The organism is Cupriavidus sp. SZY C1 (genome assembly GCF_032190535.1).
Lineage (GTDB): Bacteria > Pseudomonadota > Gammaproteobacteria > Burkholderiales > Burkholderiaceae > Cupriavidus > Cupriavidus pauculus_C.
In genome coordinates this window covers 201,016-213,496 of sequence record NZ_JAUANU010000004.1, presented here as the reverse complement: position 1 = coordinate 213,496, position 12,481 = coordinate 201,016, and the positions used below count along the sequence as shown (strand labels likewise).

General features: G+C 69.0%; 13 protein-coding genes. 10 read left to right on the top strand and 3 right to left on the bottom strand.

Features of this window, described 5'->3' with window-relative positions:
* Positions 1-23 precede the first annotated feature (23 nt).
* Positions 24-341, top strand: a complete 318-nt coding sequence (locus tag QTN24_RS09230) for a hypothetical protein (protein ID WP_124684225.1) — start codon at positions 24-26, stop codon at positions 339-341.
* A 330-nt stretch (positions 342-671) separates the two neighbouring features.
* Here the strand turns inward: QTN24_RS09230 and QTN24_RS09225 are convergent, their stop codons facing one another.
* Positions 672-2,348, bottom strand: a complete 1,677-nt coding sequence (locus QTN24_RS09225) for a thiamine pyrophosphate-binding protein (RefSeq protein WP_313836606.1) — start codon at positions 2,346-2,348, stop codon at positions 672-674.
* A 275-nt stretch (positions 2,349-2,623) separates the two neighbouring features.
* Here QTN24_RS09225 and QTN24_RS09220 point away from each other — a divergent pair, with 275 nt between their 5' ends.
* The 5 genes from QTN24_RS09220 to QTN24_RS09200 are packed head-to-tail and all read left to right on the top strand — an operon-like array spanning position 2,624 to position 7,401.
* The gene (locus tag QTN24_RS09220; protein WP_124684223.1) at positions 2,624-3,619 is read left to right on the top strand and encodes a Bug family tripartite tricarboxylate transporter substrate binding protein; all 996 of its coding nucleotides are present in this window, start codon (positions 2,624-2,626) and stop codon (positions 3,617-3,619) included.
* A 2-nt stretch (positions 3,620-3,621) separates the two neighbouring features.
* A complete protein-coding gene (locus QTN24_RS09215) occupies positions 3,622-4,716 on the top strand; it encodes a malate/lactate/ureidoglycolate dehydrogenase (RefSeq protein WP_313836603.1) in 1,095 nt (364 codons plus the stop codon).
* A 15-nt stretch (positions 4,717-4,731) separates the two neighbouring features.
* Positions 4,732-5,523, top strand: coding sequence for a 2-dehydro-3-deoxyglucarate aldolase (gene garL / locus QTN24_RS09210; protein ID WP_313836601.1), 792 nt, complete (start codon positions 4,732-4,734; stop codon positions 5,521-5,523).
* A 26-nt stretch (positions 5,524-5,549) separates the two neighbouring features.
* A complete protein-coding gene (locus QTN24_RS09205) occupies positions 5,550-6,443 on the top strand; it encodes a 2-hydroxy-3-oxopropionate reductase (protein WP_124684220.1) in 894 nt (297 codons plus the stop codon).
* Between the two features lie 19 nt (positions 6,444-6,462).
* Positions 6,463-7,401, top strand: coding sequence for a LysR substrate-binding domain-containing protein (locus tag QTN24_RS09200; protein WP_124685100.1), 939 nt, complete (start codon positions 6,463-6,465; stop codon positions 7,399-7,401).
* Between the two features lie 79 nt (positions 7,402-7,480).
* Here the strand turns inward: QTN24_RS09200 and QTN24_RS09195 are convergent, their stop codons facing one another.
* Positions 7,481-7,819, bottom strand: coding sequence for a hypothetical protein (locus QTN24_RS09195; protein ID WP_124684219.1), 339 nt, complete (start codon positions 7,817-7,819; stop codon positions 7,481-7,483).
* 246 nt (positions 7,820-8,065) lie between these two features.
* On the opposite strand from QTN24_RS09195, the gene QTN24_RS09190 reads away from it, so the two are divergent.
* Positions 8,066-8,578 carry a GFA family protein gene (locus tag QTN24_RS09190; protein ID WP_313836598.1) on the top strand — a complete coding sequence of 171 codons (513 nt, stop codon included), beginning with the start codon at positions 8,066-8,068 and terminating at the stop codon, positions 8,576-8,578.
* Between the two features lie 102 nt (positions 8,579-8,680).
* Positions 8,681-10,009 carry a PQQ-dependent sugar dehydrogenase gene (locus QTN24_RS09185; protein WP_124684217.1) on the top strand — a complete coding sequence of 443 codons (1,329 nt, stop codon included), beginning with the start codon at positions 8,681-8,683 and terminating at the stop codon, positions 10,007-10,009.
* Positions 10,010-10,189: 180 nt separating this feature from the next.
* Here the strand turns inward: QTN24_RS09185 and QTN24_RS09180 are convergent, their stop codons facing one another.
* Positions 10,190-10,624 carry a MarR family winged helix-turn-helix transcriptional regulator gene (locus QTN24_RS09180; protein WP_124684216.1) on the bottom strand — a complete coding sequence of 145 codons (435 nt, stop codon included), beginning with the start codon at positions 10,622-10,624 and terminating at the stop codon, positions 10,190-10,192.
* Between the two features lie 145 nt (positions 10,625-10,769).
* Between QTN24_RS09180 and QTN24_RS09175 the strand changes: the two genes are divergently transcribed.
* Positions 10,770-11,015, top strand: coding sequence for an FmdB family zinc ribbon protein (locus QTN24_RS09175; RefSeq protein ID WP_124684215.1), 246 nt, complete (start codon positions 10,770-10,772; stop codon positions 11,013-11,015).
* A 156-nt stretch (positions 11,016-11,171) separates the two neighbouring features.
* Positions 11,172-12,467, top strand: coding sequence for an Nramp family divalent metal transporter (locus tag QTN24_RS09170; protein WP_313836595.1), 1,296 nt, complete (start codon positions 11,172-11,174; stop codon positions 12,465-12,467).
* Positions 12,468-12,481: the final 14 nt, after the last annotated feature.

The window sequence follows — 12,481 nt, the reverse complement described above, 5'->3', positions numbered from 1 at the left end:
CGGAACCTTCGGAGCCCTGGGAAATGGAAAACTTGATCCGTGTACAGAACGAATATGACCGTCAGGTGTTGATCTGGCTGCGCAGCCGCATTGGCGACGCCGCCCTGCTGACGGCCGCCCGCCGCGCCACCACGGATGGAAAAAAGCCTTACCTGTCAACGCTTTGCCGCATGCTGAACATCCGGCCGCCGTCGCGGCGCAGCTTTGCGGAAGAGGCGCGGAAGACGCATCGGGCGGTGGGCGAGCGGTATCTGGCGCAGATCCGGCAGATCCTGGCTGTGCCTGCGCGGCAGCGGGATGCCGGCCATGGAGAGGAGCGGCCGCAGGGGTCGCTGTTCTAGGCCGGTGTGCTAGGCAGTTTCCGGCGTTTAGTGAGAATTATTGGTTTTGAATAATTTGGGGTAAAAGTCGGTGGGGTGCTGGATGAGGCGCTTCGTGGCTTGGGGTATGGCGGGGTAATTGGGGATTTGTCTCGATTTGAGCCGCTGGCCCTCACCCCCAACCCCTCTCCCGCAGGCGGGAGAGGGGAGACCACCATCGCTGAAATTCGGCTGCGAGCTCGACATCCCGATGTCTTGCTCCCCTCTCCCGCAACGCGGGAGAGGGGAGCAACCCCGGCGGTGAATTTCACGCTGCGGTCGATGTTCGATGTACTACCCCGCCCTCCTCCCTTACTTCGGCAGTTCCGTTACCCGCATGGCCGGTGTGATTTGCAGCGGGTCGGTCACCAGTTCCAGCACGGCCGGCTTGCCGGCCTGGGTGGCGCGGGCGAAGGCGGCGGCGAAGTCTTCGGTGCGTTCGACGCGTTCGGCCCAGGCGCCGCAGGCGCGGGCCAGTTCCACGAAATCGGGGTTGACGATGGCCGTGCCGCTCTGGCGGCCGGGGTAGCGGCGTTCCTGGTGCATCCGGATCGTGCCGTACATGCGGTTGTTCACCACGATCGTGATCAGGTTGGCGCCGTGGGCGGCGGCGGTGGCGATTTCCTGCGGGTACATCAGGAAGCAGCCGTCGCCGGCAAAGCAGACCACGGTCTTTTCCGGAAACCGCAGCTTGGCGGCGATGGCGGCCGGCAGGCCGTAGCCCATCGCGCCGCAGGTGGGTGCCAGTTCCGTGCGCGGGCGCTTGTACGCGTAGAACCGGTGCAGCCAGACCGTGTAGTTGCCGGCGCCGTTCGACAGCATCGCGTCATCGGGCAGCACATCGTTCAGATGGGCCATGGCGGCGGCCATGTCGACGCCGGTCAGTTCCGCGTGCGGCTTGGGCGGCGTGACGAATGCCTGGTGGTCGGCGCGGGCGCCGGCGGTCCAGTCCTTCCAGGGGACGGTGGCCGGCGCGGGCAGCGACGCCAGCATTGCGGCGCCCGGCGCCACGCCGGCGTGGATCGGCAGCGCGGCCTGGTAGACCCGGCCCAGTTCGGCGCTGTCGGCGTGGATATGCACCAGCTTCTGCGCCGGCAGCGGCGGCGTGAGCAGCGTATAGGCGTCGGTGGCGATATCGCCCAGCCGGGTGCCGAATGCCACGATCAGATCGGCCGTCCGCACGCGCTCAGCCAGCTTCGGGCTGACGCCCAGGCTCAGGTGGCCGACATAGTGCGGATCGCGGTTGTCGATCACGTCCTGGCGGCGGAATGCGCAGGCCACGGGCAAGTCCCACGCCGTCACGAACGCGGCGAAATCGCGTACGGCCTGGTCGGTCCAGTTCGCGCCGCCGGCAATCACGAGCGGGCGCCGGGCCGTCTGCAGCGCCTCCGCCAGCGCCCGGGCATCCTCGGCGCGCGGCGCGGCGGCCACGCTGCGGTATGGCGCGGCGTCGGCCACCTCGACCATGCCGTCCAGCACGTCCTCGGGCAGCGCCAGCACCACCGGGCCGGGGCGGCCCGACGTGGCCACCTGGAACGCGCGCGCCACCATCTCCGGAATCCGCGCCGGGTCGTCAATCTCGGCGGCCCACTTGGCCATCGATCCGAACACGGCGGCGTAGTCCACCTCCTGGAACGCCTCGCGGCCCTTGTGCTCGCGGGCAATCTGGCCGACGAACAGGATCATCGGCGTGGAGTCCTGCTGGGCGATATGGACGCCGATGCTGCCGTGCGTGGCGCCCGGCCCGCGCGTGACGAAGCAGATGCCGGGCCGGCCGGTCAGCTTGCCGTCGGCCTCGGCCATGTTGGCCGCGGCGCCCTCGTGCTTGCAGACCACGAGGTCGATGGCGGGCTGGTCGTGCAGCGCGTCCAGCACGTCCAGAAAGCTTTCGCCGGGCACGCAGAAGATGCGCTCGGTGCCGTGCAGGCGGAGCTGGTCGACGAGTACGCGGCCGCCGGTGCGGGCCGCTTGGGCAGGGGTGGAAGTCATGGCGAGGTCGGGGTCGGCGGGTGGGCAGTCGGCACGCTGGCAACTGAATGTCTGCGATTGTTCCGTTTGACGCGCGGCGCCGCGGGGCCTATCGTGCATTTCTGTTATGCAGATTCTGCAAGTCGGCCCGGCGGCCGACCGTGTAGATTTGCTGGCGGGCGCACGACAAGATGCCCCGGGCCGCCCGGCACGGTTTCTCCCCGGAAACCGCCTGGCAGCACCGCAAGCACACTGGAATGCCGTACCCCGACGTTCGCGCAAACAGGAGACACAGCATGCGTTTTTCCACCCGATTCATGCGGCCCGTGCTGGCCGTGCTTTGTACCGGCTGCATGGCCGCCGCCCAGCAGGCCGGCGCGCAGGCCGCAGATCCCTACCCCAGCAAGCCGATTACCTACGTCGTGCCGTTCGCCGCCGGCGGCACCACTGACCTGCTGGGCCGGCTGATCGGCCAGAAGCTGTCGGCGGCGCTGGGCCAGTCGGTGGTCGTGGAAAACCGCGCCGGCGCCGGCGGCAACATCGGCTCGGACTACGTGGCCAAGGCCGCGCCGGACGGCTACACGCTGCTGGGCGGCACCATCAGCTCGCACGCGATCAACGTGAGCCTGTATCCGAAGATGCCGTACGACCCCATCCGCAACTTCCAGCCCATCACGCTGATCGGCACGCTGCCGAACGTGCTGGTGGTCAACAGCAGCAGCCCGTGGAAGAGCGTGCAGGACGTGATTGCCGCCGCCAAGGCCAAGCCGGGCGCGGTCAATTTCGGCTCGTCGGGCAATGGCACGTCGCAGCATCTGGCGGCGGAACTGTTCGCCAACATGGCCGGGCTGCGCATGACCCACGTGCCGTACAAGGGCAGCAGCCAGGCGGTGCAGGCGCTGCTGGGCAACCAGGTGGACCTGGTGTTCGAGAACAGCCTGGCGGCCATCCCGATGATCCAGTCCGGCAAGTTCCGCGCGCTGGCCACCACCGGCCCCAAGCGCGCCGGCGAGCTGCCCGACGTGCCGACCATGGACGAAGCCGGGCTCAAGGGCTACGAGATCGTGTCGTGGCAGGCGATCTTCGCGCCGGCTGGCACGCCCAGGCCTGTTGTCGACAAGCTGTCGACCGAGATCGGCAAGATCATCCGCCAGCCGGACGTGCGGGCCAAGCTGGCGTCGATGGGCGTGGAGCCGTCCGGCGCCGGCCCCGCCGAACTCGGCAGTTTCCAGAAAAGCGAAGTCGCCAAATGGGCCAACCTGATCAAGGTGGCCAACATCCACCTGGAGTAAGCATGAGCGATCACCGCATTCCCACCGCCGGGCTGCACCAGTGGGTTGTCGACCTGTGGCTGGCCGCCGGGTCCGACGCCCGCGAGGCCGCGCTGACCGCCGATCACCTGGTCGGCGCCAACCTGGCCGGCCACGATTCGCACGGCGTGGGCATGATCCCAAAGTACGTGATGTCGTGGCAGGCCGACCAGCTTCAGCTCAACCAGCAGGTCAGCGTGGTGCACGAATCGGGCGGCATCCTGAGCCTGGACGGCAACCGCGGCATGGGCCAGGCCGTGACCGAGCAGGCGATGCGGCTGGGCATCGCCCGCGCGCAGGAACACGGCGTGTGCGTGCTGGGGCTGCGCCGCTCGCACCATCTGGGGCGCGTGGGCCACTGGGCCGAGCAGGCCACGGCCGCCGGCATGATCTCGATCCACTTCGTCAACGTGCTGTCCAAGCCCATCGTGGCGCCGCACGGCGGCTACGACGCGCGCTTTGGCACCAACCCGTTCACGATCGGCGTGCCGGTGGCCGGGCAGCCGCCGCTGGTGCTGGACTTTGCCACCAGCGCCATCGCGCTGGGCAAGGTGCGCGTGGCCAACAACAAGGGCGTGCCCGTGCCGCCCGGCTGCCTGATGGACCCGCACGGCCATCCCACCGACGACCCGGCCGTGATGTTCCCGCACCCGGGCACGCCGCAGGGGGCGCTGCGCACGTTCGGCGAGCACAAGGGCTACGTGCTGGCCGTGATGTGCGAGCTGCTGGGCGCGGCCGTGACCGGCGGGCACACGATCCGCCCGGAGACGCTCACGCACGAGCACGCGGTCTGGAACAACATGCTGGCGATCATCTTCGACCCCGCGCGGCTGGGCAGCAGCACGACGTTCGGCCACGAGGTGGAAGCGTTCGTCGAATGGATGAAGGCGTCGCGGCTGCAGCCCGGCAACGACGCCATCCGCCTGCCCGGCGACCCCGAGCGCGCGTGGCGCCGTGCCCGCGCCGAAGCCATTCCCGTGGACAGCAGCACGCTGGCCCAGCTTGACGATGCGGCCGCGCGCGTGCTGCAGGCGCGCGGCAAGTCGCCCGGCCCGCTGTCCGCTCTGGCCGCCGACTGAACAGGAGACCCCCGCATGACCACCACCCCTCACCTGCCGCAGATCCACCCGCTGCCCAACCGCTTCCGGGCCGACGTGCTGGCGCGCAAGCGGCTGATCGGCCTGTGGAGTTCGCTGGGCCAGCCCGTGACCAGCGAGATCGTCGGGCTGGCCGGCTTCGACTGGCTGCTGCTCGATGGCGAGCATTCGCCCAACGACGTGCTGACGTTCGCGCCGCAGCTGATGGCGCTCAAGGACAGCACCAGCGCGCCGGTCGTGCGCCCGCCGTGGAACGACCCGGTCATGATCAAGCGCCTGCTCGACATCGGCTTCTACAACTTCCTGATCCCGTTCGTGGAATCGGCCGACGAGGCGCGCCGCGCGGTGCGGGCCACGCGCTATCCGCCCGATGGCATCCGCGGCGTGTCGGGCGTGCAGCGGCAGAACCGCTTCGGCACCCTGCCCGACTTCTTCCAGACCATCAACGACAACATCTGCGTGCTGGTGCAGGTGGAAAGCCGCAAGGGCGTGGACAATATCGACGAGATCTGCGCCGAGCCGGGCGTCGACGGCATCTTCATCGGCCCGAACGACCTGGCGGCGGCCTACGGCCACCTGGGCAACCCGAACCACCCGGACGTGCAGGCGGCCGTGCAGCAGATCTACGACGCGGCCAACCGCGCCGGCAAGGCCATCGGCACGCTGGCCCCGGCGGAGGCCGATGCACGGCGCTACCTGAACATGGGCGCGCATTTCGTGGCCGTGGGCCTGGACCACGTGCTGCTGCGCGATGCGGCACGCGCGCTGCGCGAACGCTTTGCGTCCTGAAACTTCATTTCGATACGGATAGGAACATGAGCAAGCTCGGATTCATCGGACTGGGCGTCATGGGCAAGCCCATGGCGGAACATTTGCAGGCCGGCGGCCACACCGTGCACGCGCACACGCGCAGCGGCGTGCCGCAGGACCTGCTGGACAAGGGCGTGCAGGCGTGCGCCAGCGCCACCGAGGTGGCCCGGCAGGCCGACGTGATCTTCCTGATGCTGCCCGATACGCCCGACGTGGCGCGCGTGCTGTTCGGCGAAGGCGGCGTGGCCGAGGGGCTGAGCGCGGGCAAGATCGTGGTGGACATGAGCTCGATCTCGCCCATCGAGACGCGCGCGTTTGCAAAGAAGATCGAGGCGCTGGGCTGCGATTACGTCGACGCGCCGGTCTCGGGCGGCGAGGTGGGCGCCAAGGCCGCCACGCTGTCGATCATGGCCGGCGGCAAGCAGGACGTCTTCGACAAGGTGCTGCCGCTGCTGCAACGGATGGGCAAGAACATCACGCTGGTGGGCAACGTCGGCGACGGCCAGGTGGCCAAGGTGGCGAACCAGGTGATCGTGGCGCTGACCATCGAGGCCGTCAGCGAGGCGCTGGTGCTGGCCGCCAAGGCTGGTGCCGACCCGGCGCGCGTGCGGCAGGCGCTGATGGGCGGCTTTGCCAGCTCCAAGATTCTGGAGGTCCATGGCGAGCGGATGATCCAGCGCACGTTCAACCCTGGCTTCCGCATCGAACTGCACCAGAAGGACCTGAACCTGGCGCTGTCGACGGCCAAGGAACTGGGGCTGGGGCTGCCGAACACGGCCTCGACGCAGCAACTGTTCAACGTCTGCGTGGCGCAGGGCGGCGCGGGCTGGGACCATTCGGGGCTGGTCAAGGCCATCGAGCATTTGTCGTCGTTCGCCATCGGCGACAAGGCGGGCTGAGACCGGCATGACATCGCCCATGGGCCCGGCGCTCAATTCCGACGACCTGGCGTGCTTTGTCTGCGTGGCCAACACGCAGAGCATCTCGCGCGCGGCGCTGGAACTGGGCGCGGACCAGTCGACCGTGAGCCGCCAGATCGCGCGGCTGGAGACGGCGCTGGACACGCGCCTGTTTCATCGCAGCGGACGCGGCGTGGTGCTGACCGAAGCCGGCTCCACGCTGCTGGGCTACGCGCGGCAGGTGGCCGCCACGCTGACCGAGGCACGCGCGGCCGTGCGGGCGTCGACCGCGCAGGGCCCGTCGCAACTGGTCATCGCCGCGCAGCCGACCATCGCCAACACGGCGTTCGCGGCCATCGGCACCGCGCTCAAGCAGCGGTTTCCGGCTACCAGGCTGCGGTTCGTGGAGGGGCTGGCCAATCCGGTACTGGCGTGGCTGGCGGCCGGCGAGATCGACGTCGCCCTGCTCTACCTGCCCGAGCAGCAGGGCGCGCTGAAGGTGGATGTGCTGCTGGAAGAAGACCTGACGCTGGTCGCGCCGACGTCATGGAGCCATCTGGGCCCGACGTTCCCGGCGCGGCGTTTGGGCGAGGTGCCGCTGATCCTGCCCAGCACGGCCAACGGCCTGCGCGTGCTGGCCGAATCGCTGGCCACGCGCGTCGGCACCACGCTGAACATGGCGATGGAGTGCGATGCGTCCAATACGGTGGCGATGCGGCTCGTGGAAGACGGCTGCGGCGCCACGCTGCTGCCGTTTGCCGCCGTGGCCGACCGCGTGGCACAGGGCCGCCTGCATTCCGCGCGGATCATCGATCCGGTGGTGACGCGGCAGGTCGCCATGACCACGGCCCGCAATCGCCCGGTGGTGCCCGAACTGTGGGACATCATGCAGACGGTGCGGCAGTCCGTGCGAAATATCGTGATGTCGGGGGCGTGGCCGGGAGCGCGGCTGGTGTAGGGGAAAGGCTGTGTGTGGGGGAGCGCTGCTGGGTTGGCTCCCCTCTCCCGCGATGCGGGAGAGGGGAGCCAACCGCGCCTTACTGCTTCGTCGTCCCGCTCTGCAGTTCGGCCTTGGCGGCCTCGTCGGCGGCCTTCTTGGCGTCCTTGCGTTCGGCCTTGGCGGCGCCGACTTCCTGCTTGTATTCGCCCTTGGCGGCCGACTTCTCGGCCTTGTACTGGTCATTGGCGGCCTTGCGGGCCTCGCGGCGCTCCACCAGCGGGTCCTTCGGCGGCTGGAGCTGGACGGTGCCCGGGGGCACCGCGGTGGTGGTGCCGGCCGGAGCGGTCGTGGTCTGGGCAAAGGCCGAGGCGGAGATCATGCCGGCTGCCAGGGCGCCAATCAGCGAAGCGGTGCGGATGGTTCGTTGCTTAGACATGTGAGACCTCTCAGGTGGTTGTTATCGAAAAAACGCGGCCCGTGTTGCCTGCCGCGTGCCCAGTTTAGAAGCGGTGCCGTGGTCCGCGTGCCGCATTCACACAACTCCTTACAAAAACTCGCCTGCGCTGACAGACATCGACTGACAACACCACAGTTTTTATCGAATTTTGCGAATTTCGTGCCTTGCTCCCTGCTGGCATGTCGCCCAAACTGAACCGCATCGACCATGCCGTCAGGAGTCGCCATGCATCTCGAAGGTTCATGCCAGTGCGGTGCCGTGCAGTTCAGCCTGGAGTCCGATTCGCCCTACCCCTACATGCGTTGCCACTGCTCAATCTGCCGCAAGACCGGCGGCAGCGGCGGCTTCGGCATCAACCTGGGCGGCGATGCCCACTCGCTGCGCGTGAGCGGCCAGGAACACGTGGCGCACTTTCACGCCGTGATACGCGAGCCGGGCAAGCGGCCGAAGCGATCGAAGGGATACCGGCACTTCTGCAGGCAGTGCGGCAGCCCGCTCTGGATGTGGGACCCGCGCTGGCCCGATCTGGTCCACCCCTACGCCGGCGCCATCGACACGCCGCTGCCCCGGCCGCCCGATGTGGTCGAGGCCGGGCTGGACTACGCGGCGCCGTGGGTTGAGGTGCCGCGCGGCAAGGGCCATCGCCATGTGGGCACGTGGCCGGAGGAATCGCTGCGCGAATGGCATGCGCGGCACGGGCTGCTGTCGCCCGTGGGCGCTGCAGAATCCGACGGCTAATCGGACGGTTTCCGACAGGCCCTGGCCGCCGCGCTGACATACTTCGCGCCCGCGCGATCCTATGCTCCAGGCAGCAACGACGCCGCAACCCAGGAGCCTGCGATGCGCGAATATTTAATCTACCCGATGGCCTCGCTATTCGCGATCGCGGCGGTGACGCTGCTGGTCGGATGTGGCGAATCGGCCAAGCTGCCCGACGCCGCCGGCTATGGCCCGGCCCCCAAGCTGCCGGCGCCGCACAAGACCATGGTGCCCACCGTCCACGTGGCCCCGGCCAAGGGCTGGGACAACGGCAAGGCGCCCACGGCCGCACAGGGCATGCGCGTGGCCGCGTTTGCCGACCAGCTCGAACATCCGCGCTGGCTCTACGTGCTGCCCAACGGCGACGTGCTGGTGGCCGAGACCGACGCCCCGCCCAAGCCCGACGACGGCAAGGGCATCAAGGGCTGGGTCATGAAGATGCTGATGAAGCGGGCCGGCTCGAACACGCCCAGCGCCAACCGCATCACGCTGCTGCGCGACACCGACGGCGATGGCGTGGCCGACCAGCGCTCGGTCTTCCTGCAGAACCTGAACTCGCCGTTCGGCATGGCGCTGGTCGGCGAGGACTTCTATGTCGCCAACACCGACGCCGTGGTGCGCTTCCGCTATACGGCCGGGCAGACCAGCATCACCGAGCCGGGCCAGAAGGTGGTGGACCTGCCGGCCGGCCCGCTGAACCACCACTGGACCAAGAACATCATCGCCAGCCCCGACGGCAGCAAGCTGTACGTGACGGTCGGCTCCAACAGCAACGTCGCCGAGAACGGCATCGACAAGGAAGCGGGCCGCGCGGCCATCTGGGAAGTCGACCGGCAGAGCGGCCAGCATCGTATTTTCGCCAGCGGGCTGCGCAATCCGAACGGCATGGCGTGGGAGCCGACCACCAAGGCGCTCTGGACGTCGGTCAACGAGCGCGACGAGATTGGCAGCGACCTCGTGCCCGACTACATCACGTCGGTCCGTGACGGCGGGTTCTACGGCTGGCCGTACAGCTACTACGGCCAGCACGTCGACGAACGCGTCAAGCCGCCCGCGCCGGACATGGTGGCCAAGGCCATCATCCCGGACTACGCAGTCGGTGCCCATACGGCCGCGCTGGGCCTGACCGGGGCCACCGGCAACAGCCTGCCGGCACAGTTCCAGAACGGCATGTTCGTCAGCCAGCATGGCTCGTGGAACCGCAAGCCGCGCGCCGGCTACAAGGTGATCTTCGTCCAGTTCGACCAGGGCAAGCCGGTCGGCGCCCCGCTGGACGTACTCGGCGGCTTCCTCGACAACGAAGGCAACGCCCAGGGCCGCCCCGTCGGCGTAGCCATCGACAAGCGCGGCGGGCTGCTGGTGGCGGATGACGTGGGGAACCGGGTGTGGAGGGTGAGCGGGGGGAGTTGAGGTATCGCTCGGGGTTGTTTGCTCCCCTCTCCCGCCTGCGGGAGAGGGGCCGGGGGTGAGGGCCAGCCGTTCACATTGAGACAGGTCGCAATTTGCACCGCAACGCCCTCTCCCCCAACCCCTCTCCCGCGCGCGGGAGAGGGGAGCAAACCAAAGGCAATTTCGCCGCCATTCTCACCCCTACCCCTTCAGCAAATTCCCCCGCGCGCGCTGCAGAAACTCCAGGAACTGCTCGATCTCCGTCTCTGAGAATCCGCCCAGCGCCTGCGCCGTGACCACGTCGCCCACGTCCCTTGCGGCGTCCAGGGCCAGGTCGGCCTTCTCCGTCAAGCGGACCATGCGTTCGCGGCGGTCGTCGGGGTTCGGGCGGCGGGCGATCCAGCCGCCCTCTTCCATGCGGTCCAGCAGGCGGCCGGCGGAAATCGGCGCCACTTCCATCAGGTCCGCCAGCGCGGCCTGGTTCATCTCGCCGTGGAACGACAGGTAGGCCATGGCGCGATACTGGGCCCGCGTCAGGTCCAGCGACGCGCGCGACAGGTCGTCGAAGCGCTTGCCCGACAGCCGGCCCACGTCCGCCACCAGAAAGCCGAAGCGCTTTTCAAGGTTCTTTTCCATGCGCGCGATTATAGGGAGTTGCGTGATTCGGTTTGCTGACGAAAACCCTGATCCTTTCGACATTGCCCGGCGCGCGTGGCGCGTGCGCACGCGCCATGGGATTGCGCTAAGCTGGGCGCCAACCTGGCCCTGTTCCGGAGCGGCGATGCCGACCTACGACTACCGATGCGGTACCTGCGGAGATTTCTCCGAATTGCGGCCGATGGCCCGCCGCGACGAGCCGGCCGTCTGCCCCGGCTGCGGCGGCGTGGCGGCGCGGGCGCTGGTAGCGGCGCCGGGGCTGGCCGGTGGCTCGGCCGACGCCGGCGCGGCCAGCCACGGCGCGGCGTGCGCGTGCTGCGGGCCGGTCAAGCTCGCGGGACGCGCGGGCGGCGGCGGATGGAGCCGCTAGTCTTACCGATCCACCGGCGCCAGCCGGCGCATCCCCGGCTTTGGCAATCCCCTTGTTAGCCAAAGCCAATTGGGAATAATTCTCAACAACCCCCCTAGAATGCAGTATCGGGGTCGTGCGATCCCTCGCCCTCCTCTGGATCACCTGGACGCCACCATGCCCCCGCCCACCGATTCCGCCGCCCTGCCCGCCGCGCCACCCGCGCGGCGGTCGCGTGTTGCCTTCCTGGGGGCGGGCGCGCTGGTGGCCGTCGGCTACATGGACCCCGGCAACTGGGCCACGGCCATCGCCGGGGGCGCCAAGTACGGCTACAGCCTGCTGACCGTCGTCGCGCTGTCCAGCCTCGTGGCGATGCTGCTGCAATGGATTGCCGCGCGCGTCGGCGTGGTTACCGGGCGCGATTTGGCGCAACTGTGCCGCGAACGGTTTCCGCGCCGCGTGACGCTGGGGCTCTGGGTGGCCAGCGAGATCGCGATCATCGCCTGCGACGTGGCCGAGGTGGTCGGCAGCGCCGTGGCGCTCCAGCTGCTGTTCCACGTCAAGCTCTGGGTCGGCGTGCTGATTGCCGCCGTCGTCACCATCGTCATGCTGGCGGTGCAGCGCTACGGCCAGCGCACCATGGAGGCCATGGTGGCCGGGCTGATCCTGATGGTGGCCCTGTGCTTCGTCGCCCAACTGGCCATGGCGCAGCCCGAATGGGCCGCCGTGCTGGGCGGCATGGCGCCGTCGGCCGATCTGGTGCGCGACGCCGGCATGCTCTGGCTGGCCGCCGGCATCGTCGGCGCCACGGTCATGCCGCACAACCTCTATCTGCATTCGTCGCTGGTGCGCCGCTTCACGCCGCCGCCCGGCACCCGCACCGCGCGCCGCCGCACGTTCGTCGAAGTGCTCGGCGGCATGAACCTCGACACCTTCGGATCGCTCGGTTTCGCGTTCCTGATCAACGCCGCGCTGCTGATCCTGGCCGCTTCGGTGTTCCACGCCAACGGCCTGACCGACGTGGAAGACCTGGCCGACGCGCACCGCCTGCTGGCTCCGCTGCTGCATTCGGACCTGGCCAGCCTGCTGTTCGCCGTGGCGCTGCTGGCCTGCGGGCTCAATTCCACGCTGACCGGCACGCTGGCCGGGCAGGCCGTGATGGAAGGCTTCCTGGACCTGAAGATGTCGCGCATGCGCCGCGCGCTGCTGACGCGGGCCGTGGCCATCGTGCCGGCGCTGGCGGCGGTGTGGGTGTTCGGCGAACACGGCTCGGCCAGCCTGCTCGTGGCCAGCCAGGTGGTGCTGAGCCTGACGCTGCCGCTGGCCGTGGTGCCGCTGATCCTGTTCGGCGCCGACCGCCGCCTGATGGGCGCCTGGCGCGTGCGCGGCGTACCGCTGGTGCTGGCCGCCGCGTCGGCGCTGCTGATCATCCTGCTCAATGGCGCGCTGCTGTGGCAGACCGCCGTGGCCTGAGCCCGGCGCCGTAC

Coding starts and splice junctions, on each gene's coding strand:
- QTN24_RS09180 (WP_124684216.1), bottom strand. CDS start 10,624: ATGGAAAAGAACCTTGAAAAGCGCTTCGGCTTTCTGGTGGCGGACGTG.
- QTN24_RS09175 (WP_124684215.1), top strand. CDS start 10,770: ATGCCGACCTACGACTACCGATGCGGTACCTGCGGAGATTTCTCCGAA.
- QTN24_RS09230 (WP_124684225.1), top strand. CDS start 24: ATGGAAAACTTGATCCGTGTACAGAACGAATATGACCGTCAGGTGTTG.
- QTN24_RS09190 (WP_313836598.1), top strand. CDS start 8,066: ATGCATCTCGAAGGTTCATGCCAGTGCGGTGCCGTGCAGTTCAGCCTG.
- QTN24_RS09185 (WP_124684217.1), top strand. CDS start 8,681: ATGCGCGAATATTTAATCTACCCGATGGCCTCGCTATTCGCGATCGCG.
- QTN24_RS09205 (WP_124684220.1), top strand. CDS start 5,550: ATGAGCAAGCTCGGATTCATCGGACTGGGCGTCATGGGCAAGCCCATG.
- QTN24_RS09215 (WP_313836603.1), top strand. CDS start 3,622: ATGAGCGATCACCGCATTCCCACCGCCGGGCTGCACCAGTGGGTTGTC.
- QTN24_RS09220 (WP_124684223.1), top strand. CDS start 2,624: ATGCGTTTTTCCACCCGATTCATGCGGCCCGTGCTGGCCGTGCTTTGT.
- QTN24_RS09170 (WP_313836595.1), top strand. CDS start 11,172: ATGCCCCCGCCCACCGATTCCGCCGCCCTGCCCGCCGCGCCACCCGCG.
- QTN24_RS09195 (WP_124684219.1), bottom strand. CDS start 7,819: ATGTCTAAGCAACGAACCATCCGCACCGCTTCGCTGATTGGCGCCCTG.
- QTN24_RS09225 (WP_313836606.1), bottom strand. CDS start 2,348: ATGACTTCCACCCCTGCCCAAGCGGCCCGCACCGGCGGCCGCGTACTC.
- garL (WP_313836601.1), top strand. CDS start 4,732: ATGACCACCACCCCTCACCTGCCGCAGATCCACCCGCTGCCCAACCGC.
- QTN24_RS09200 (WP_124685100.1), top strand. CDS start 6,463: ATGGGCCCGGCGCTCAATTCCGACGACCTGGCGTGCTTTGTCTGCGTG.